This is a genomic window from Rossellomorea aquimaris, from assembly GCF_001877785.1.
Classification (GTDB): domain Bacteria; phylum Bacillota; class Bacilli; order Bacillales; family Bacillaceae_B; genus Rossellomorea; species Rossellomorea aquimaris_A.
The window spans coordinates 573,937-595,837 of sequence record NZ_MINN01000074.1; the positions used below are offsets into that span (position 1 = coordinate 573,937).

Annotated in this window: 18 protein-coding genes and 1 pseudogene; all 19 read right to left on the reverse strand. The window is 42.6% G+C overall.

The annotated features are described in order from the left end of the window. Nucleotides 1–140: 140 nt before the first annotated feature. Complete coding sequence (locus BHE18_RS06725) at nucleotides 141–764, reverse strand: topoisomerase I (RefSeq protein ID WP_071617820.1); 624 nt, start codon at nucleotides 762–764, stop codon at nucleotides 141–143. An 81-nt stretch (nucleotides 765–845) separates the two neighbouring features. Then, nucleotides 846–1,454, reverse strand: a pseudogene (gene recA / locus BHE18_RS06730) (recombinase RecA); the annotation flags it as partial. A 194-nt stretch (nucleotides 1,455–1,648) separates the two neighbouring features. Continuing rightward, nucleotides 1,649–2,884 (reverse strand): competence/damage-inducible protein A, encoded by a 1,236-nt coding sequence (locus BHE18_RS06735; RefSeq protein WP_071617821.1) that lies wholly within the window; start codon nucleotides 2,882–2,884, stop codon nucleotides 1,649–1,651. Between the two features lie 116 nt (nucleotides 2,885–3,000). Continuing rightward, a complete protein-coding gene (pgsA, locus tag BHE18_RS06740) occupies nucleotides 3,001–3,579 on the reverse strand; it encodes a CDP-diacylglycerol--glycerol-3-phosphate 3-phosphatidyltransferase (RefSeq protein WP_071617822.1) in 579 nt (192 codons plus the stop codon). Nucleotides 3,580–3,654: 75 nt separating this feature from the next. Continuing rightward, on the reverse strand, nucleotides 3,655–4,554 hold the full coding sequence (locus tag BHE18_RS06745) for a helix-turn-helix domain-containing protein (RefSeq protein ID WP_071617823.1): 900 nt from the start codon (nucleotides 4,552–4,554) through the stop codon (nucleotides 3,655–3,657). Between the two features lie 19 nt (nucleotides 4,555–4,573). Then, nucleotides 4,574–5,365 (reverse strand): DUF3388 domain-containing protein, encoded by a 792-nt coding sequence (locus tag BHE18_RS06750; RefSeq protein WP_071617824.1) that lies wholly within the window; start codon nucleotides 5,363–5,365, stop codon nucleotides 4,574–4,576. A gap of 263 nt (nucleotides 5,366–5,628) precedes the next feature. After that, complete coding sequence (locus BHE18_RS06755; RefSeq protein WP_071617825.1) at nucleotides 5,629–5,886, reverse strand: DUF3243 domain-containing protein; 258 nt, start codon at nucleotides 5,884–5,886, stop codon at nucleotides 5,629–5,631. Nucleotides 5,887–5,965: 79 nt separating this feature from the next. After that, a complete protein-coding gene (gene ymfI / locus BHE18_RS06760; protein ID WP_071617826.1) occupies nucleotides 5,966–6,682 on the reverse strand; it encodes an elongation factor P 5-aminopentanone reductase in 717 nt (238 codons plus the stop codon). Nucleotides 6,683–6,742: 60 nt separating this feature from the next. Further along, nucleotides 6,743–8,032, reverse strand: coding sequence for an EF-P 5-aminopentanol modification-associated protein YfmH (yfmH, locus tag BHE18_RS06765; protein WP_071617827.1), 1,290 nt, complete (start codon nucleotides 8,030–8,032; stop codon nucleotides 6,743–6,745). A gap of 2 nt (nucleotides 8,033–8,034) precedes the next feature. Then, entirely contained in the window at nucleotides 8,035–9,309 is a 1,275-nt protein-coding gene (gene yfmF / locus BHE18_RS06770; protein WP_071617828.1) for an EF-P 5-aminopentanol modification-associated protein YfmF, read from the reverse strand. Nucleotides 9,310–10,184: 875 nt separating this feature from the next. Then, nucleotides 10,185–11,144 carry an ABC transporter permease gene (locus BHE18_RS06780; RefSeq protein WP_071617830.1) on the reverse strand — a complete coding sequence of 320 codons (960 nt, stop codon included), beginning with the start codon at nucleotides 11,142–11,144 and terminating at the stop codon, nucleotides 10,185–10,187. Then, on the reverse strand, nucleotides 11,145–12,194 hold the full coding sequence (locus BHE18_RS06785; RefSeq protein WP_071617831.1) for an ABC transporter permease: 1,050 nt from the start codon (nucleotides 12,192–12,194) through the stop codon (nucleotides 11,145–11,147). Then, entirely contained in the window at nucleotides 12,187–13,722 is a 1,536-nt protein-coding gene (locus BHE18_RS06790) for an ABC transporter ATP-binding protein (protein ID WP_071617832.1), read from the reverse strand. The genes BHE18_RS06785 and BHE18_RS06790 overlap by 8 nt, the downstream gene beginning before the upstream one ends. A 281-nt stretch (nucleotides 13,723–14,003) precedes the next feature. Beyond that, entirely contained in the window at nucleotides 14,004–15,101 is a 1,098-nt protein-coding gene (locus BHE18_RS06795; RefSeq protein WP_071617833.1) for a BMP family lipoprotein, read from the reverse strand. Nucleotides 15,102–15,152: 51 nt separating this feature from the next. Next, complete coding sequence (locus BHE18_RS06800) at nucleotides 15,153–15,878, reverse strand: GntR family transcriptional regulator (protein WP_071617834.1); 726 nt, start codon at nucleotides 15,876–15,878, stop codon at nucleotides 15,153–15,155. Between the two features lie 474 nt (nucleotides 15,879–16,352). Continuing rightward, nucleotides 16,353–18,713 carry an FtsK/SpoIIIE family DNA translocase gene (locus tag BHE18_RS06805; RefSeq protein WP_071617835.1) on the reverse strand — a complete coding sequence of 787 codons (2,361 nt, stop codon included), beginning with the start codon at nucleotides 18,711–18,713 and terminating at the stop codon, nucleotides 16,353–16,355. Nucleotides 18,714–18,891: 178 nt separating this feature from the next. After that, the gene (locus BHE18_RS06810; protein WP_071617836.1) at nucleotides 18,892–19,098 is read right to left on the reverse strand and encodes a YlzJ-like family protein; all 207 of its coding nucleotides are present in this window, start codon (nucleotides 19,096–19,098) and stop codon (nucleotides 18,892–18,894) included. After that, nucleotides 19,095–19,847: a ClpP family protease gene (locus BHE18_RS06815; protein ID WP_440480384.1), complete on the reverse strand. Its 753-nt coding sequence runs from the start codon at nucleotides 19,845–19,847 to the stop codon at nucleotides 19,095–19,097. Before BHE18_RS06815 ends, BHE18_RS06810 begins: the two co-directional genes overlap by 4 nt. Nucleotides 19,848–20,022: 175 nt before the next feature. After that, entirely contained in the window at nucleotides 20,023–21,690 is a 1,668-nt protein-coding gene (locus tag BHE18_RS06820; protein WP_071617837.1) for a ribonuclease J, read from the reverse strand. Nucleotides 21,691–21,901: the final 211 nt, after the last annotated feature.

Below are 21,901 nucleotides of genomic sequence, written 5' to 3' on the forward strand. Positions count from 1 at the left end.
AGTCTCTACACCTTTCTCGTGGGCCTCACAAGACTTGGCACGGTATTACCCATTGATGGAGGGCTTCACCGTTAGCAGCAAAAATACATTTGCCACACCCTTAGGCAAAAAGGTTCACAAGGTTTTTTAACATGCTATCACTAGCAAGGGAAACCCATAGTAAACTCCCTAATCTTTACTCTAACAGAATCTAATGTGTTTAGTTCTTCTTCTTTAATAACTAAGTATTTGAATCCTTTATCAAGCAGGTATATTTTTTTCCTTCTATCTCTATCTTTGACTTTGTCTTTAGAATGGGACCATTCCCCATTAACATCGATACAAAATCCCCTTCCGAGATAAAAGTCTATAGACCATTTTTCAATTCTTTTTTGCTTAATAAAGGCCAAATCTAACTCTACTAAAATTTTTTCAACATGTTTTTCAATAAGAGTATCATAATTTTTCTTTCGAACCTTTACATTGAGTTCTTTTCTTCTTTTTGCAACACAAGTGTCAGTTACACCATATTTATGAGCAATTTCTACATGAGATAGATATGGATTTTTTAATTCAGATAGAACTTCTTCGTTTCTGGGTAAATAAATTTTCTTATGGCGTTGTCGCTTTATACCAAGTAAATTTATTATCTCCCCTACCCTTCTGTAATCAATCCCAATTGCATCTGCTATCTCGGTTAATTTCAAACTGTAGTTACTCTTAATATAATCCACTTGCCATTGCTCAATGTTTTTATAGGTTCTATTTCCAACTCTTACTGCCATAACAACACCTACTAATTTATTATTAGTGTAAGTTATTAAAGAACAAGCTTTTAGTTAGAATGATTAAGCAACTATTCGTTGATTTCCAAACATGACTCCGACCTTTTCACGGATCTGGTTGATGAAGATCGCAATGGTCTTCGATTTGTTGATTGCACCTGACAGCTTACGAAGTGCTTGGGACATTAGTCGGGCTTGTAGACCGACGTGCGAATCTCCCATTTCCCCTTCGATTTCAGCTTTCGGTACAAGTGCTGCCACAGAGTCGATCACGATGGCATCGACTGCACCGCTTCGCACCAATGCTTCTGCGATTTCCAATGCCTGCTCGCCAGTATCAGGCTGGGAGAGCAGCAGTTCGTCTATATTTACCCCAAGCTTCTGTGCGTATACAGGATCTAGTGCGTGCTCGGCATCAATGAATGCTGCCTGCCCGCCCTGTGCCTGTACTTCTGCAATTGCATGGAGTGCCACGGTTGTTTTACCTGAGGATTCCGGTCCATACACCTCAATAATTCTTCCGCGTGGATACCCGCCGACTCCAAGAGCCGCGTCAAGGGCAAGTGATCCGCTTGGAACGGTTACGATATTTCTGTCAGTTTTTTCCCCAAGCTTCATGACAGAGCCTTTTCCAAACTGTTTCTCTATTTGTTTCAAAGCCATATCTAAGGCTGCTTTACGATCGCTCACTATATTTCCTCCTTTAAAAATAGATTATAAAGACAACTTATAAGCTTGTCTCAAATCCAACCTATCTATACTATAAACCATGTAATAGTAGAAAACAAGAAAAAAGTCGAACATCCATTCGGTTTTTTTCACCGCCTGACAATCACAATTAAAAAACTGTCCGACGGTTAATCCGCGAACAGTTTTTAATTGGTTCATGTCAATTCTTTCAACAAATAATGCCACCCGTACTTCGCCGTACGCTTCCGATTGCCGTTCCTGCCTCCAGCAAGATTTAGAAGGAACGCTTTGGCCGGCCTGTCTTTGATTGCAAGACCGACCCACACAGTGCCAGCCTTTTTACCATCAAGATCGTCCGGTCCTGCCACTCCCGTAAAACTGATTCCGATATCCGCTGCAAAAAGAGTACGCACATTTTCAGCCAACTCAAGCGCACATTGCTCACTTACCGCAGAATGCTGTTCAAGCGTGCTTTCACTGATAGACAGAACTTTCTTTTTGATTTCATCCTGGTAACAGACCACCCCTCCCTTTAAAACAGCCGAAGCTCCAGGCAGCGAGGTGATTTCAGATTGAAAGAGTCCGCCTGTCAGGCTTTCCGCACATGATAGAGTCATGCCTTTTTCTTTTAATAACCTCATTCCCACATCGACAAGGGAATCTTGATCATATCCGTAGAAATAGTCACCGACCACATTTAATATCTTCTCTTCCACTCCATCAAGGAGTTCAACTGCCACACTTTTCAACTCGTGTTTGGCTGTGAGCCTAAGAGTGACTTCTCCATCTCCCGCAAGCGGCGCAATTGTCGGATTTGTCTGTGTTTCAATCAGTTCTTCCAATTCTGTCTCCAGCTGAGCTTCACCGATCCCAAAGAAGCGGAGGACCCGTGAATGAATGATTTCTTTCCTTTTTAACGTACTTAATATGGCAGGTATACCGTACTTGCTGAACATGGGACGCATTTCTGATGGAGGTCCCGGGAGCAGCATGTATGATAGATCATCTTTTTTCAGGAACATACCCGGTGCCATTCCGTTCTCGTTTTTCAGTGCAGCAGAGCCTTCAAGGATGAGAGCCTGCTTTTCATTATTAGGTGTCATTTGACGCTTGGTTTTCTGAAAGTATGCTTTAATCGATTCCAAGGCTTCTTCATCCATGGAAAGTCCTGTTCCAAGTGCTTTGGCAATTGTTTCTTTCGTCAAATCATCTTTCGTAGGGCCAAGCCCGCCTGTGAAGATAAGCAGATCTGCCCTTTCCTGTGCAACTTTAACAGCCTGCGACAAACGGACCGGATTATCTCCGACGCTTGTATGATAATAAACGTTCACACCTGCTTCGGCAAGCTGTTCTGATATGTATTGAGCATTTGTATTGGCAATCTGTCCTAATAATAATTCTGAACCCACTGCTATAATTTCAGCATTCATTCGGTTTTCCCCCTTAAGTAAAGTCTTGCTTAAAAAGAAAAGAGATGATTCATGAATGAATCATCTCTTATAGATTATATTGGGAATCGACATTCGTCCAGCTTCCCGCTTAAGAATCATTTAGAATTGATAAATGCTTTCTTATTGTGTTTGAAGTAATCCCAGCCGGACCAGACCGTAAAGAACATGGCAATCCATAATGCGATGGTCGCAAATGGCAGGTTGATCAATTCAAAGATGGCATTATGAAGCAGTAGTGCGGATATCGCAATAATCTGTGCCCATGTCTTGATTTTCCCCAACTGTCCTGCGGCCACCACTTCACCTTCACCTGCAAGAACGAGTCGAAGACCGGTCACTGCGAATTCACGGCTGATGATGATAATGACGATCCAGGAAGGAGCAAGTCCAAGTTCAACAAGCACAATCAAGGCTGCAGATACAAGCAGCTTGTCCGCCAAAGGATCTAAAAACTTACCGAGGTTGGTTACCATATTATACTTTCTCGCATAATATCCGTCTATCCAGTCAGTGGTAGATGCTATGATAAAAATCAGTGCACCGACAAAATGTTTCACCGGCATTTCAGCACCGAGGAAAACCATGTCTCCCCAGTTAAGAGGGGCTAGCATGATGATTAAAAATAATGGGATCAAAAAGATCCTTGAAATTGTAATTTTATTAGGTAAATTCACCTTTCTACCTCCAATACTTAGAAACAAAGATAATGACTATGGGTGGAACGGAATTTCACTGCTCCTCCATAATTATTACTGGGATTCCGCAGGTTTATACTGGATCACTATATCTTGTCGAACCGTTTCGGTTGGTATCTTATACTCCAGCGCCTTCCCATTTACATTGATATCAGTGTTGGCTGCATTACCTAGAACAAGGTATGCCTGTTGATCGGCTGTAAAATCAAATTCCTTTTTATCCTCTTTATACAGCATCCCTTGGAACAACACTTCATCTTTTGAGTTATACACGGCGACCCATGCGTCACCTTTGGCTGCCAGCTCAAGTTTGAACTGATCAGTATCCTTCAATTCATAGGTCGTTACAGTCCCCTCGGTTTTAACAGCCTCCAGGGATTGTTCCTTTTTCTCTTCGACATTTTTATCTTTCTCTTCTCCGGCCTTATTATCATTATTATCTCCGGATTCCTTTTGTTCAGTCTCTTTATCATCTGTAGGTTCTTCATCCGGCAGATCTTGCTGATCCACGGCTACAGGCTCTTTATTGGAGGTATCAGCATTGCTTGCATTGTCAGCAACCTTGGTTTGCACAAATACCCACACGGCAATCAATACCGCGATGACAAATACAGCAATCAGGATCTTTGGCAGGACATCCAAGGCTTTTGATGAACCTGCCGATACACCTTTCCTTGTCTGCACGCGGGAAAGAGAGACAGGGATTTCATCCTCGTACGCAGCGGGAATATCATCTTTATATTCTTCAAAGATGACTTCCGGCTGAAGGCCTACAGCTTCACAGTACTGCTTAATAAAAGCCCGGACATAGAATTTACCCGGCATCATGTCGTAAGATCCCTCTTCAATTCCGATTAGATAACGCTTTTGTATCTTCGTTACTCTTTGTAAGTCGTCAAGACTGAAATCTTTGGCTTCACGAGCTTCTTTAAGACGTTTTCCTAATTCCGTCACTAGTTAACACCTTCCAATTTTAAAAATCAAAACCTCCAAAATCCGAATTTTGGAAAAGGTTATTTTGTTCAGCTAACTCATATGTAATCTCTTCTTCGGGGTTGTTTCTAAGTTCAATGATATAATCAAAATCATCCAGTGAGTATTCTGAATTTTGAACGAATACATCAGGGTGCTCGATGACTTTAACAGCGGGAAGACGCATGATTTCCCTTACCAGCTGCCAGTGCTTTTCGCTTGCACGCCTTGTTGAAACGATTCCATCTATAATGAATAGATTGTCAGAAGAATATTCATCTTCGATCAGCTTGCTTCTGATTGTCTGCTTCAGTAAAGTGGACGAAACAAACAGCCATTTTTTATTGGCACATACACTCGAAGCCACAACGGACTCAGTTTTACCGACTCGCGGCATGCCCCTTATCCCTACAAGCTTATGTCCTTCCTGTTTGAAAAGTTCTGCCATGAAATCAACAAGCAGACCCAGTTCATCACGAACAAACCTGAACGTCTTTTTATCATCTGCATCACGCTGTATATAGCGTCCATGCCTGACAGCAAGTCTGTCCCTAAGTTTAGGTTCCCTTAATTTCGTCACATTAATCGTATCCATTGTCTGCAAAATCGATTCCAGGCGGGTTATCTGCTCTTCATTGTTGGCAAGAAGAAGCATTCCCCTTCTGCCTTCGTCTACACCATTGATCGTTACAATATTTATGGAAAGCATCCCTAACAATGAGGAGATATCACCTAAGAGGCCGGGACGATTTTTTTGTATTTCATACTCTAAATACCACTCTTTTCGTTCCATTGGTTCCCTCCTGAAATTATATGAGACAACATAATTCGACAACATTGGAGATATTTCGATGCTATCACTTGAAACATCTAGCTTTTATAATAAAGGATTTTCACCTAATAGAAAAGGAAAACCTATAGAATTCATACAATTTCTGCATAATACAGAGATAAACAGTTCTTTTGGATGACTCTGCCTGAAAAACCCGATTCCATTCGGGCATTACTGCGAAACGAAATGGCTGCATAAGAAAAGGAGAGGAAAATTCCCTCTCCTTAACGAGTACCGTTGTTGTTCACGAGCTTGACCATCATGTTAGCAATCGCATGCTGTTCTTCAGGAGAAGCGACTGACCATAAATCAGCCAATACTTTTTCCTGATCATTTTTAGGCTCAACCTGTTTAGCCAGGTAATCCCCGATTTGATAAGCCAAATCATTTACCGTTTCATTTTCCATTCCGGTATGCTGAGCTTGATTTAGGCGGTCACCTAAAAAGTTTTTCCAATCTGACCAGTTATCTAATACAGACATCGCAATGAACCTCCTCATATTTGAAATACAATGTTAGTTTGTATCATGAAGAGAAAAATATGCGTGTTCCGAAAAAATATTAGGTGTGCCATCCACCATTCACCGAGAGTGTCTGGCCTGTTATGTAAGAAGAATCCTCCGATAGGAGAAAAGCGATGGAAGAAGCGATTTCACTGCCTGATGCTAGTCTACCCATAGGGATTTCTTCACTGATCTGCTGGATTTCACCGTTTGAAAATGAACTCATCATATTGGTCTCGACTGCGCCTGGAGCAACTGCATTGACCCTGACTCCATTTAAAGCTGTTTCCTTCGCCAAGGCCTTTACAAAAGAAATCTGAGCCCCTTTAACCGCAGAGTAGACAACTTCGCAGGAACCTCCGATCTGTCCCCAGATGGAACTTACAATTACAATAGTGCCTTTATTCTGGATCAGTTTCGGAAGGAGCCCCTGTACTAGCAGCATCGGACTTTTTATATGAATATTGATCATCCGGTCCATCTCGGATTCCTCTTGATCCTGAAAGAGCCCCCAGCCTGCAATACCGCTGGAGTAGACTATCGCATCAAGCCGAAACATGGAGTCAATGAGCTTCTTCACTCCGCCTGGCTGAGACAAATCTGCTTGTACCGGAATCGCTTCAATACCATTGTCTTTTATTTCAATCATCAGATCATCTATACTCTTCCGGTCATTATGATAATGAAGGTATAGATTCCAGCCTTTTTCAGCAAGAGTCCGTGCAGTGCTTCTGCCGATACCGCCTGAGGCTCCTGTGATCAATGCATATTTCATACTATTTCCCCCAAACAAAATGAAGAACCGCCCCAGTTCGAAGGGCAGTTCCCGTTTTCTTTATGATTTAGGAACAACTTGACATACAGTGAATCGCTCTTCACCGATGATTTTATCCGCGACATTCTGAATATCATCATAGGTCAAGGATTCCAATGTCGGAACAACATCAAACAAATCCATTTCATTGAATGCGTAACGTGTGAATTGGTTGGCGATGAATTCAGGTGAATTCACCGCGCGCAGGAATGAACCGATTTTTTTCTTTTTCGTCCGTTCAAGCCCCTCTTCTGAAAAGAGGGAACCCTCTTTCGCTTTAAGCAGGAGTTCTTTCAGCTTCTCTGCAAGCAAGTCAGGCTTCTCGGTGTCTCCTCCGACTGTCGCAAACCCGAAACCATTTTCCTGTGTATAATCATAATGGAAAGTCTCATCAATAAGCCCCTCATTGTACAGATCAAAATAATGGGTTGAGCTTTTTCCAAACACTAAATCCAATAAGACATTCATCGACAATTCCTGTTTCAGCATCTCTTTCCCTTGCTGAGTCGGTTCCGGAGCCTTCAATCCTACCAGGCATTTAGGGGACTGAACATTCATTTCGAGAACCTGTTTCTTTTCTGCAACTGCATCAGGTTCATCCTCGAATCGACGCTTGATCTCAGGCATTTTCTCATAAGGCTTCTTTTCCTGATTGGTGCGGACCTGGTTCATGATCTGTTCTGGATCGACAGGACCCACGACAAAGAGAAGCATATTGCTCGGGTGATAAAACGTATTATAGCACTGATACAGCATATCCTTGGTAATCGGAGTAATCGACTCGATTGTACCGGCAATATCAATTTTGACGGGATGGTTTTTATACATATTCTGAATGACACCAAAATACAGCCGCCAATCCGGATTATCATCATACATCGTGATTTCCTGTCCGATGATGCCTTTTTCTTTTTCAACCGTCTTTTCGGTAAAGTACGGATCCTGCACAAAATCGACCAGGGTTTCAAGGTTTCTTTCTACATTGTCTGTGCTGGAGAATAGGTATGCGGTCCGTGTAAACGATGTGAAAGCGTTGGCAGAAGCCCCTTGCCGGCTGAACTGTTGGAATACATCCCCATCTTCTTTTTCAAACAGCTTGTGTTCGAGGAAGTGAGCGATACCATCCGGTACTTTCACAAATTCCTCTTCATTCAACGGAACAAAGTTGTTGTCAATGCTTCCGTATTTAGTCGTGAAAGTGGCATATGTCTTATTGAATCCTTTTTTAGGAAGGATATACACATCCAAGCCGTTGGACATCTTCTCATAATAGAGATTTTCTTGTATTTGATCGAAGGAAATTTTCTTCATCATTATTCCTCCATTCCTGTTAAGAAGTAAATTGTATCTAGCTCTACTTTATTTGCTGCTGCGATGATTTCTTCTTTGCTCGTCTTTTCCACTTCTTCAAGCCAGGTCCTGAGGTCGATTTGCTTCCCGGATACTGCATTATGATAGAGGACTTCGATAAGCCCCCTTGAAGTATCCACCGTTTCAAGCATCTGATTTTTTATGACGGCTTTTGTCTGTTCGATTTCACTGTCGGTGAAATCTCCTTTTTTCATGGCCTCAAGCTGCTCACTTATGATGCCTACCGCCTGATCATAGTTTTTAAATTCTATTCCCGACATGACCATCATAAGACCTTTATGACTTTCAAGACGGCTTGCTGCATAGTAGGCAAGACTTGCCTTTTCCCTCACATTTATAAATAGTTTTGAATGGGAGAATCCGCCGAAAATGCCGTTGAATACCTGAAGTGCATAATAGTCCTTATCCCCGTACTGGGTATTCGTACGGTATCCCATATTCAATTTACCTTGTTTGACATCCTGCTTTTCTTTTACTACATTTTCCTTTGATTTACGCTTCACTTCGGAAGTATCGACATCGACTGCTTCTCTCGCTGACAAGGAAAACAGACCGTCGCAGAAACGTTCAACCTGGTCGACATCGACATCACCTATGACATAGAGATCGATTTGATCTTCACTGATCACTTTTTTGTAATAATCATATAATTCACTTGGAGTGATTGGATCCACGTGATCGAGCGTTCCATTTACGTGCAGGGCGAAACGCTCTTCTTTACACATTTCTTCTACGAGCCTTGAATTGGCATAGCGCATTTTATCGTCGTATACTGCCTGTATCCTTACTTTCTGATTCCGCTTCTCCTTCTTGACCGTATCTTCGTCGAATTGCCCGTTCTCGACATTCGGATTCATCAATACGTCTGAAAGGAATTCCAGACCTTTTTCAAGAAGCGGCTCTGAATCCTTTAAAAATTTCTCGTTTGCGATTTCCACAGAGAAACTGAGGACATGATATTCCCCTTTTTTACCGAGGTCCGTGAAAAAGCTGGCACCGTATAGTTCATCTAAATAAGTGCGGAGCTTTGTAGTATTCGGGTATGTTTTTGTACTGCTTTGCATGACATGCGGAAGAAGTCCGCGAAGCGTGACAGTTTCCTGATTTAATGGAGCTTTCATTTTCATCACAAGGTTGTTTGTTTTATACTTATCGGTTTTGACGATATGTAGTGTATAGCCCTGTTTTTTCTTAACGACTTCATTAATGTCCGTCATGGTACCGTCCTCCTTGTCCATACTTGCATTTTATACATTGTAAAAAGTAATAAACACCATTATTGTGCGGTATTTTAGTTTAACTATACATGTTGTGATAGAAAGAATTCAAGCATCTTCCTCTATTGGAAAAATCGACACATGCAACTTCTATCATTATATGTTGGAAAGTATTTGTTCAGAATAGATCTTCATATATGCCGCTTAGGAATTAACTTGCGATTTCTGTTAGTACAATATGTGTAGAGAGATATGCAAACCTAAATAGAAGAGCTCTTTTTCACTCTCAACTTCATTTAATTCCATGCAACACCGCTAATGATTTCCGTGCAAAACTTCGCTTTCCGCGGGCGGTTGGTGAACCTCCTCGGTCGTACCTCCCTGCGGGAAGAAAAGCGGAAGGGCTTTGGTCAGAGGCGGGTGGCATAAGACGAATCGCCCACGAAGGCGCACTTTGCCTTCTTGGTCGATTTGACTTATGACATGTGCCTCTAAGCCCTGAAGCTGGACAGGTCTCACCTAACACGCTTCTCCCGCAGGAGTCTACGTTTTGCACTCCAATCAATCGCTAGAACCGGTCAGTTCCAATCTGAATAAATGGATTGTCCCTTATTTTAGTTAGTCCTAACCCTCCTTTTTGATGGAACAGAGGTAAGAGTCCAGCAAGAAGGCGCAAAAATCTCTAACACTCAGATAATCGTGTGTTTCACATTTTTTCATTCTGCATTTGTGGTCCCGCATTATAACCAAATGATGCAACCGTTTCTAATTCTTCATATATGAAATAGTTTCATCAATATAAAACATTACAAAGTCTGTCCAGACAAAAAAGAGTGTCTATGCTGAAGGTTCAACACAGACACTCTTTTCATTTATTAACGACTTCCCTTTACATACGGTGTACCTAATGCTTTAGGTGCATCGGCGCGGCCGATGAAACCTGTTAGTGCAAGGATTGTCAGTACGTATGGAGCGATTAAAAGATATACGCTTGGAATATTCTCGAATAAAGGTATACTGCTTCCGATGATGCTCAAACTTTGAGCAAAACCGAAGAATAAAGCTGCGCCCATTGCGCCAAGAGGATGCCATTTACCGAAGATCAAAGCAGCAAGCGCCATGAATCCCTGCCCGCTGATGGTCGCGTGGCTGAAATCAGATGAAATGGACTGTGCATACACCCCGCCGCCGACACCGGCAAATGCTCCGGAGATAATAACACCGATATAGCGCATCTTAGTTACATTGATTCCCATTGTATCAGCAGCCATAGGGTGTTCCCCGACAGAACGGAGGCGCAGGCCGAATGGTGTCTTGAACATCACATACCATACGATCACTGATACAAGTATGGCGACGAATGGCGGCCAATACGTATTCGAGAAGAAGATGTCACCGATGAAAGGTATTTTGTTCAGCAGAGGAATATCCACTTTACCGAATCCTTCAGAGATGATATCTGTTTGACCTTTACCATAAATACGCTTAACCAGGAACAGCGTCAAACCGATTGCCAGCAAGTTGATTGCAACACCAGATACAACTTGATCGGCCCTGAAAGTGATCGATGCTACAGCATGAAGCACCGCAAGTAATCCGCCCATTATCATTGCAACAAGAAGAGCCACCCACGGAGTAGCAGACCCGAATGTATCTGCAAAAGCAAGATTAAAGACGATGCTTGAAAAAGCGCCGATTACCATTAAACCTTCAAGTCCGATGTTGACAATACCGGATCGTTCTGAAAATGCTCCGCCTAAAGCAGTGAAAATAAGTGGTGAAGCCCATAATAATGTTGATGGCACAAGTATCAATAAAACATCCATGAAGCCCACTTATTTCACCCCCTTTTTACTGAATCGTTGAATTAAGTAGCGGATCATGTAGCCTGAAGCGACAAAGAAAATGATAAGAGCGATAATGATATCTACCAGTTCATTTGGAATACCCGCTTCAAGCGGCATATTCAATGCCCCGACTTTGAGTCCACCGAACAAGAGGGCAGCAAACACAACCCCGATTGCAACGTTTCCGCCCAGTAAGGCAACTGCGATCCCGTCGAACCCTACACCTGTGAAACCGCCTTTGATAGACGCATATCCAAATGTCCCGAGTCCTTCCATCGCACCAGCCAGACCCGCGAAAGCACCGGAAATGACCATTGACAAAATGATGTTTCCATTGACATTCATCCCTGCATATTGAGATGCATGCTGGTTGAATCCGACAGAGCGGAGCTCATAACCGCGGGTTGTCTTCTCCAGCAGGAACCACATGATGAATACACAGGCAAGTGCAATGAAGATCCCCCAGTGTAATCTGGAGTAATCTGTAATACTCTCGAAAAATGGTGACGATAAGGACGCAGAGTCGGCAATATAATCCGTACGATCCTTACGTTCGGTTAAAACATCCCGGATGATGGAATTCGTTACATGAAGAGCGATATAGTTCATCATGATTGTGACGATAACTTCATGTACCCGGTATTTTGCTTTCAGCAGGCCTGGGATGAACCCCCATATAGCTCCTGCAAGTGCAGCAGCAATGACAGCCATAGGCAAGTGAATGTATTTGGGCAGGTCGTCAAACGCGATCCCCACCCATACGGCTGCCAGCCAGCCGACAATAAGCTGCCCCTCTACCCCGATGTTGAAAAGTCCTGTCCTGAATGCAAATGCCACTGCAAGTCCGGCTAAAATATATGGAGTCACCTGTCTGATTGTTTCACCTACATAGTAGACCTCGCCAAAGATCCCCTGCCACAATGCAGAATATCCTGCTACAGGGTCGTACCCGCTCACAAGCATGATGATGGTTCCAACAATGATACCTAAAAGGACAGAAATGACCGGGATTAATATATTTGTTAATCGGTTAGACATTTGTGTTTTCCCCCGTTCCCTTTCCTTTAGAACCCGCCATTAACAGACCGAGTTCTTGTTCAGTCGTTTCTTTAGGATTGACAATAGCAACGATTTGTCCTTCATAAATGACAGCAATCCGGTCACTGACATTCATGATTTCATCTAATTCAAAGGACAAAAGCAATACAGCTTTCCCGTTGTCCCTTTGTTCGATCAGCCGTTTGTGGATGAATTCAATTGCGCCGACATCCAATCCCCTTGTTGGCTGAGCTGCGATCAGCAAGTCCGGATCACGGTCAATTTCCCTTCCGATGATCGCTTTTTGCTGATTTCCACCTGAAAGTGCACGGGCAAGTGTATATTCAGTCGGAGTTCTTACATCAAATTCCGTGATCAGCTTTCTGGCTTGATCATAAATCTTTTTATAATTTAAGATTCCTTTATTGGAGTATGGCTTTTTATAATAAGTCTGAAGGACCATGTTTTCCCCGATCGGGAAATCCAATACCAACCCGTGTTTGTGGCGGTCCTGAGGAATATGGCCCACTCCGGTTTCATAGATCTTCCGCGGTTTCATATTCAGGATTTCTTTGCCATTCAGCTTGATGGATCCGCTCTCGGCTTTATGAAGTCCAGTGATCGCTTCAATAAGCTCGGTTTGTCCGTTTCCATCGACACCCGCAATCCCGAGTATCTCTCCAGCCTTTACCTCGAGATTCAGACCCTTGACAACAGGTACATTCCGGTTATCTTTCACGTTAAGGTCCGATATCTCCAAAACTTTCCCGTCCGGGGTCGCCTCTGTTTTAACTGTTTTAAACGTAACCTCACGGCCGACCATAAGACTCGCCAAATCATTCGGGTTCGTTTCTGAAACTTTTACTGTTATGATTCCCTTCCCTTTTCTGATAACGGTTACATTATCACACACCTCCATAATCTCTTTGAGCTTATGAGTGATGAGAATGATTGATTTACCTTCTTTTATAAGGGTTTTCATGATTTGGATGAGTTCTTTAATTTCCTGCGGGGTCAGCACGGCGGTAGGTTCATCAAAGATCAGGATATCCGCACCGCGGTAAAGAGTCTTAAGAATTTCCACACGCTGCTGCATACCTACTGAAATTTCTGATATTTTCGCACTTGGATCGACTTTAAGTCCGTATCTCTCGGAAATGTCCAAAATATCTTTTTCAGCTTTTTTAATGTCCACGGAAGCCCCTGATTTCGGTTCCCTGCCGAGGATGATATTTTCAGTGACGGTAAATGTATCAACAAGCATAAAATGCTGATGCACCATTCCTATTCCAAGGTCGTTTGCTATGTTAGGGTTTGTGATGTTCACTTTCTTGCCCTTCACGCGTATCTCACCTTGCTCCGGTTGATAAAGTCCAAATAAGACGTTCATTAACGTTGACTTACCTGCACCATTTTCACCAAGAAGCGCATGAATTTCACCTTGTTTTAACTGAAGGGTGATATTGTCATTTGCCACGATGCCCGGGAATTCCTTTCGGATATTCAACATCTCGATTACATAATCCATTGCTTTCACTCCTTGCGTAGGCTGGGGATAAATAGTTTAGTAGTTAGAGGTCAGACCTTGGTCCGCCAGAAAAAAGGGTTTCCCCTGTTAAAACTCTAAATGAAAGATAGAAGGTAATATTTCTATACTTCAATTAAAGTTTTAAAATCACAAACCAGCAATTAGTAAATTAATACCAACCAAAAATCATCGATTAGTACTATGTATCCAGTTTTCTTTAAAGAAAAAGGGATAAGAGACCGGCATACCATGGCCCGCTTATCCCTGTTGTCAGATGACGATTATTCTGCGGAGAAAGCTTCAGCGTCTTTCAGAGATTCAGGTACTTTGATATCTCCGTTAGCGATTTTCTCTTTCCATTCGTCTACTTTCGCCATAACTTCATCTTTGTTTGAAAGTTCATCATTAAGTTCTGCAAGACCCACACCATCTTCGTTCAGGCCGTAAGAAATCACTTCTCCACCAGGGAAGTTACCTTCTTTAGCTTTGTTGGAAAGGTCTTTTACAGCGTTATCAACACGCTTCAGTGAAGAAGTCAATACGATATTGTGATCTCCTACCTTACCTTCAGCAGTTTGATCAGAGTCAACACCGATTGCCCAGATTTCACGTGAAGGGTCTTTTTCTTTCAAGTCACGTGCTTCTTTGAATAGACCATTACCTGTTCCGCCTGCTGCATGGAATACCACGTCAGCGTTTTGTGAATACATTTTTGATGCAATCGTTTGACCAAGCTCTGCTTTATCGAATGCACCAGCATAATCAGATACTACTTCTGCTTCAGGATTAACCGCTTTGACACCTGCAAGGAAACCTGAGTGGAAACGTTCGATAACCGGGATTTCCATACCGCCGATGAAACCGATTTTATTTGTTTTAGTCGTTAAACCTGCTACAACACCTGCAAGGAAAGAACCTTCCTGCTCTTTGAACGTGATGCTTGCAACGTTAGGCTGATCGACTACCGCATCCACGATAGCAAAGTGTGCATCTTTTTGCTGTTGTGCGATATCATTGATTGCACCTTCCATAAGGAAGCCGATTCCGTATACTAAGTCAAAATCTTGACGAGCTAATGTGTTTAAGTTTGTAGCATAGTCCGCATCAGATTGAGATTGCAGGTAATCGTAACCGCTTTTACCCTTTTCTAAGCCGTGTTCTTCACCGAATGCCTTTAAACCTTCCCAAGCTGATTGGTTGAATGATTTATCATCCACTCCACCAACATCTGTAACCATTGCTACTGTAAACTGATCTTCTTTACTTTTACCATCACCACTAGATGCACCTTCTTCTTTGTCACTTGAACCACATGCACCCAAAATCGTACCTGCTGCAAGAACAAAAGACAGCGCTAAACCGAATTTACGCTTTTTCACCTAGAGTACCCCCCAAAATTTGTTGTAATGAATTAGTAGAAAGACAGTTTACTAAACTCGCTTTCTCAATACATGGAAACTGAATTTGTCTGATCTGAAATAGTTTACTGAATACAGAATCGGCTCATCGTTTTCATCAAAATGCATTTGTTTGAGAACGAGTAAAGCCGTTTCGGGCTCGCAATTCAGAATCGGTGAAATCTTATCGTGGTATCCCATCGGTTCGATCTTGGCGACTGCATGAGTGATTCTTCTATTCTCCCTATTCTCAAGAACGGAAAAGATAGAATTATCTTCATGGGTAAAATTCCTTGTCAGTATCCTTTCCGGAATTTTGTCCACGCAGTAAACCACAGGTTCGCCGTTAGCTGTTCGAACACGTTCAACCAGAATCATATTCTCCGCTTCGTCACTTTGAAACCTTTTCGCATCATCCTCAGTAGCTTCTTGAGTCGTTGAGCTTAAGAAAATGGTTCCCGGCTCCATTCCGGCCTGTATGATCATATTGGAAACGCTGTTCAATTGCTCAATTCCTGAAGTGAACAAAGGTTTAGCGTTTACAAATGTGCCCACACCATGCCGGCGGATAATGACACTTTCCTCTTCAAGAATCCTCAATGCTTCCCTGAGGGTCGCTCTTGAAACTCCCAGCTGTTTGGAAAGATCAAATTCTGAAGGGAGTTTTTCTTTTTCTTTATAAACTCCTGCATCAATATCCTTTTTCAAACGGTCAATAACTTGTAAGTATAAATGTCGATTATCTGTTTTTATTGTCACTGGAACCACCACCAAATTTTCTCAAGACATCAGACCTCTGATGTATATCTTTCCTACTAATCGAAAATACTATAACACTTTTCTTTTAATAAATAAATAGCATTATGTGATTTTGTCGAAAAAAAAGACCAATAAGGCAATTCTGAAAATTATTTTGGTAAAAAATAGAATAAATAAAGGGTTTATATCATCAAAACGTTAAAAATATTACATAATATTACATATGAAATCTTGATTCTCGCTTTTTATAACATTTCTGAAACATAGTACTTATTTTTGAAAACGCTTTTAATAGTATAGCACATTAGTGGATAACCAAGAAGAAGATAGTGATAACATACAATTTTTGGAGTTTATTCATGGAATGGCTGGTTCTTTTTTCACCTAAAGTTAGCGGATATGATAGTGTGACTCATTTTCATAAAAAAAGTGAAGCTGTCCTTTATCGAAGGTCAGCTTCACTCATTAAATTTTTTATGCATTTTGCTCTTCAGAAGGTTTGCCTACAAGTACTGTCCGAGGCTTGCTTCCTTCGTAAGGGCCGACTACCCCTCTTACTTCCATCTCGTCTATCAATCGTGCAGCACGCGTATATCCGATCCTGAATCTGCGCTGCAGCATCGACACAGAGGCTGTTTGCATCTCCGCAATTAATTGCACGGCATCTTTATACAACTCATCTTCAGCTTCACCGCTCCCTGAATCCTCAGGTATATCATCCGGGATCATTTCTTCCTGATACTGTGCTCTTTGCTGGGAGATCACGAAATCCACAATATCTTCTACTTCCTCGTCCGACAGGAAGGCACCCTGTACCCTTGTCGGCTTGGATGCACCTACAGGCATGAACAGCATATCCCCCCTGCCCAGTAATTTTTCTGCTCCGCCGGAGTCAAGTATGGTTCTGGAATCTGTCTGGGAAGATACCGCAAAGGCAATCCGGGAAGGAATATTGGCTTTGATTACACCCGTAATGACATCAACGGACGGCCTCTGGGTGGCAATGATCAGATGGATCCCTGCAGCACGTGCCATTTGGGCGAGCCGGGTGATGGCATCTTCCACATCATTCGATGCCACCATCATCAAGTCTGCCAATTCATCCACGATTACGACGATGTACGGAAGCAGCGGCTGCTTCTCTTCATTTTCTATATTCTGCCTTTTCACATAGTCATTGTAGCCTTCAATATTTCTTGTTCCCGTATGCGAAAACAATTCATAGCGCCTTTCCATTTCACTGACCACTTTCTTCAGTGCCTGTGATGCTTTCTTGGCGTCCGTTACAACCGGTGCCAGCAGATGCGGAACCCCGTTATATACATTCAATTCCACCATCTTTGGGTCGATCATCATCAACTTTACTTCATGAGGTTTAGCCCGCATTAAAATGCTGGTTATGATACCGTTGATGCAGACACTTTTACCACTTCCCGTTGCTCCGGCAACAAGCAAGTGAGGCATTTTATTGAGCTCTGCAAGCACAGCTTCCCCTGTAATATCCCTGCCAAGCCCTATCTGGAGTTTTGAGTCTGGTTTATTATGCTGCTTGGATTCCAATACTTCCCGCAGGGATACCATGGCTACTTCGGAATTGGGAACTTCAATACCGATGGCTGATTTTCCTGGTATCGGTGCCTCTATCCTGATATCTTTGGCAGCAAGGGCCAGCGCCAGGTCATCACTCAGGTTAACGATTCTGCTGACTTTCACACCGACATCCGGGTGGACTTCGTACTTGGTAACGGCCGGGCCCAGATGAACCTGTGTCACCTTCGCTTTTACCCCGAAGCTTTGAAACGTCCTTTCCAGCTTTGCTGCATTTGCATGGATCAACTGATATTCATTGCTTTGGTCAGTTTGTTTTGGACTTTTTAAAAGCGTCAGAGAAGGAAGCTTGTAATCTTTATTTTCCACTTCGGTAAATGTGATGGGCGGCGTTGATTCAGATTCTTCCTCACTATTATTCTGTGACCCGGCTTCCTTAGCCTTTTCAGTATTTTCCTCTTTCTCTTTGTCCTTCTCTGAAGGCATCCCTCCGTATGCCCTTTCTGCAAAATTGGAAATGATCGGCTCAATCTTTTCTTCTTCTTCAGAATTCGGCTGTGGAACTGATGCTTCTTGCTTTTTCATATCGCTGTTTGCTTTTTGTTGTTTTTGCTGCTTCTCCACTTTTTTATTTTCTTTGGATTCCTTCCATTCACTCATGTCAGTCTTAAAAGCTGCCCATTGGCCGCTTAGGAATTCACGAAAACGCAAGCCGGCCTTCCCCAATACTTCGCCAAGCGATTTCCCCGTCACCAGGATGATGCCGATTAATATAAATGTGGCACTTACAATCCTTGCTCCCTGGGAGTCAAACAGGAAGTACGAAACAGCAAATAATATACTGCCTATCATTCCCCCGCCCAGGTCAGTTGTACTGGTTTCGCCGTTGACGTCCATCCAGAACAAATCCCATGTATTCATAATCACGCTCGGATTCTCAAAGATGCCGTCATTGGAGAGGAGATCAAATAATTTCACATGACTTAATAGTAAAAAGCTGGCGACAATGATATATAGTCCGAGCAATCGTCTGCTGAACAGCAGTGGGACTTCCCTTTTTACCATCAGGTATCCTGCGATATAGAGAACCCATAATAAGGCAGCCATATACCATTCCCCCAAGAAAAACCGAAAGAAATAGACGAATGCCTTTCCGACTGCACCAAGCTCGATGATTGAGATCAAACTCAAAGCTATCAATGCCAGCCCGGTGATTTCATATTTAATCGTTTTTTTCAGAGAATCAGTTGTTGAAGAACGTTTCTTTCGCTTTTTCCTTTTTGCCAATATGTTTCACCTAAATTCCTTAAATTCTCTGTTGGTATGTAATTGAAGAAAGGGCCGATCACTTGGGGCATATCATGTGCCTAAGGTGTCAGACCCTTCCCGGTAAAATGGATATAAGTTTACATCACAGATTCAACCTTATTATATCATATCCAATATTTACAGAAAATCCTCTTTGTTAATTCGGGATAAATTCCCCCGGACAAATTGTGCTGTTCATGTAATGTGCGGGATCACTGCTCATTATTCTGATGATACGGTATTTATCTTCGACTTTTTGAACAAGAAGGGGAACTCCCTGATGCTCCACCATCATCTGTCCGCTGAATTCTTCTGTATCTGTGGGGTATACCTGCTCCTGAGGGACCATTGTATATAAAATCATTGAATCAGACCTTCTTTTTCATCGCTTTGTTTTTTAATTTCTATCAATTCATTGATTTTCCGGATGGCAGAACCTATGCCCCCTATACCGTCAATCAATCCATATTCTACGGCGTCATCCCCTACCACGTTTGTTCCAATGTCACGGGTCAGGTTCCCTTTGGCAAACATGAGATCCTTAAATGCTTCTTCTGAAATATTACTGTGCTTGGTCACAAAGCTGACGACACGTTCCTGCATTTTATCGAGATATTCAAATGTCTGGGGAACACCGATGACCAGACCCGTCAGCCTCACAGGGTGGATGGTCATGGTGGCGGTGCTTGCAATGTACGAAAAATCACAGGATACAGCAATCGGGACCCCGATGCTGTGCCCGCCTCCCAATACTACTGATACAGTAGGCTTCGATAAAGAAGCAATCATTTCAGATATGGCAAGGCCTGCTTCAACGTCACCTCCGACAGTATTAAGAACGACCACCAACCCTTCTATTTTTGGGTTTTGCTCTATCGCCACTAATTGCGGGATCACATGTTCATATTTCGTCGTTTTGTTTTGGGGTGGAAGCTGCATATGACCTTCTATTTGTCCTATAATCGTCAAACAGTGAATATTGGAGTCTTGAGAAAGCTGAGGTACATTGGTCTGGCCAAGCTGCTGGATTTTTTCCATCAAACCTGATGGCTTGCCTTTTCCATCTTCGTCATTTTTATTCGGCTGAGCCGGCTGCTCTTCATTCATGTTCATCTGATTCTCGTTCATAGTGACATCTCCTTTTTCAAGTCCTTCTGTTGTTATTATTTTTATAAGAGTGTCATTTCATACTACTTAACGTTTGTACTGCAAAGTTTGAATCACAATATAAAGAAAAAAAGCTATCCGCTTATACTAAGCAGACAGCTTTTTCAGCATTTTTAGGAGACTACACTTCCATGATGATTGGAAGGATCATAGGGCGTCTTCTCGTTTTGTTGAATAGGTAATAGTTAAGCTGGTCGCGGATATCCTGCTTGATGGCAGACCATTCAAAAGAGCCTTTTTGGAGGTATGTCTGCACGACGTCGGTGACGATTCCCGAGGCACCTTCAATCAGTTCCTCCGATTCCCTTACATATACGAATCCCCGTGAAATGATCTCAGGTCCCGCTACAATTGCTTTCGTCTTTCGGTTGATGGTAACCACCACTGTGAAAACACCGTCTTCTGATAGAAGCTTGCGGTCGCGAAGGACGATATTTCCGACATCCCCGACTCCGCTTCCATCAATTAGTACATTCCCTGCCTGCACCCTGCCGCTCATTTTCATTTTTCCCTCTTTATATTCAAGGACATCGCCTTTATCCAGGATAAATATCTTTCTGTATGGCAGCCCGATGTCATGTGCCAGCTGAGAGTGTGCCACCAGCATCTTGTATTCCCCTTGGATCGGAACAAAATGCTTCGGTTTCATGATATTTAACATGAATTTTAAATCCTCTTGACTGCCATGTCCGGAAACATGGACTTTCTTGTTTGCTGTCAGTACATCTGCACCGGCTTTGAATAACATGTTGATTGTCCGTCCGACTATCACTTCCATCCCGGGAGATGGCGTAGCTGTGATGAGTACAGTATCGCCGGATGTGATATTGACGAGCCGGTGGGATTTCTTAGCCATCCTCTGCAGTGCTTCAAATGGTTCACCCTGGTTACCGGTGGCAACTATGACGATTTCATCATTTGGGTATTCTTCAATTTCATCAAGCGAAATCATGATTCCGTCGCGGATGTGAAGGTATCCCAGTTTTAAAGCAATATCATATACCCGCTTCAAGCTTTTGCCTACGACTGCGACTTTACGGTTGTTTTGCTCTGCAGCATCAAAGACCTGCTGCAGGCGGATCAAGTTTGAAGCAAAGCATGCAACGATGATCCTGCCTTTTGCTGTGCGGAACGTTTCAGTCAGCTGATTGGCAATGACTGCTTCCGATGTCGTGTATCCAGGTCTTTCCGCCTCCGTACTATCCGATAACAGACATAATACCCCGCTGTCACCGATTGCAGCCATCTTTCCCAGGTCCGGCCTGTATAGGTGTTTCGCGGATTGGTCGAACTTAAATTCCCCGGTATGTACAATTGCACCTTCAGATGTATGTATACACACTCCAACCGAGTCAGGGATGCTGTGGGTGGTCCTGAAGAAAGAAACCTGTACGCCATCAAAGTTCAACATACTGTCAGTATGTACTGTGAAGAATTTCACATCATCCGGAACCTTGGCGTCCTTTAATCTTGCTTTGACCAATGCATTCGTCAATTTCGTTCCATACACCGGAGCTTTTATTTTGCTTACTACATATGATATTGCACCGATGCTGTCTTCATGGCCATGTGTCAGGAAAATTCCTTTCACTCGATCTTTATTTTCAATCAAGTACTGGATATCGGGAATGACGATATCAATTCCCAGCATTTCATTTTCAGGGAACATCAGACCCGCATCGATGATGAAGATTTCATGGTCCACTTCCACTACGTACATATTCTTACCGATTTCACCTACTCCGCCTAATGGAATTATGCGGATTGCATCATTTTTTGTCTTACTCACAATTTGTGTCCTCCTATGCTGTGCTTCCCCGATCTATAATCAGTCATATTCATTATACTTGATACCTTTTTTCAAGTACAACCAATTTTATCCTGTAAAGGAACGTAAAGGTTCTTGTACGTTCTGCTGAATGATATCGAAGCTTGCATCATTTTTCTACGTAACTATTTCGATACCGGAAGTTCAAATCCTTTTTTTAATCATATATTTT

What these genes read in the sequence shown, in the direction of transcription:
- BHE18_RS06725 (WP_071617820.1), bottom strand. Translation starts at nt 764, where the DNA reads ATGGCAGTAAGAGTTGGAAATAGAACCTATAAAAACATTGAGCAATGG.
- BHE18_RS06735 (WP_071617821.1), bottom strand. Translation starts at nt 2,884, where the DNA reads ATGAATGCTGAAATTATAGCAGTGGGTTCAGAATTATTATTAGGACAG.
- BHE18_RS06750 (WP_071617824.1), bottom strand. Translation starts at nt 5,365, where the DNA reads ATGGAACGAAAAGAGTGGTATTTAGAGTATGAAATACAAAAAAATCGT.
- BHE18_RS06755 (WP_071617825.1), bottom strand. Translation starts at nt 5,886, where the DNA reads ATGTCTGTATTAGATAACTGGTCAGATTGGAAAAACTTTTTAGGTGAC.
- ymfI (WP_071617826.1), bottom strand. Translation starts at nt 6,682, where the DNA reads ATGAAATATGCATTGATCACAGGAGCCTCAGGCGGTATCGGCAGAAGC.
- yfmH (WP_071617827.1), bottom strand. Translation starts at nt 8,032, where the DNA reads ATGAAGAAAATTTCCTTCGATCAAATACAAGAAAATCTCTATTATGAG.
- yfmF (WP_071617828.1), bottom strand. Translation starts at nt 9,309, where the DNA reads ATGACGGACATTAATGAAGTCGTTAAGAAAAAACAGGGCTATACACTA.
- BHE18_RS06785 (WP_071617831.1), bottom strand. Translation starts at nt 12,194, where the DNA reads ATGTCTAACCGATTAACAAATATATTAATCCCGGTCATTTCTGTCCTT.
- BHE18_RS06790 (WP_071617832.1), bottom strand. Translation starts at nt 13,722, where the DNA reads ATGGATTATGTAATCGAGATGTTGAATATCCGAAAGGAATTCCCGGGC.
- BHE18_RS06810 (WP_071617836.1), bottom strand. Translation starts at nt 19,098, where the DNA reads ATGATTTTATATACAATGGTCCCTCAGGAGCAGGTATACCCCACAGAT.
- BHE18_RS06815 (WP_440480384.1), bottom strand. Translation starts at nt 19,847, where the DNA reads ATGAACATGAATGAAGAGCAGCCGGCTCAGCCGAATAAAAATGACGAA.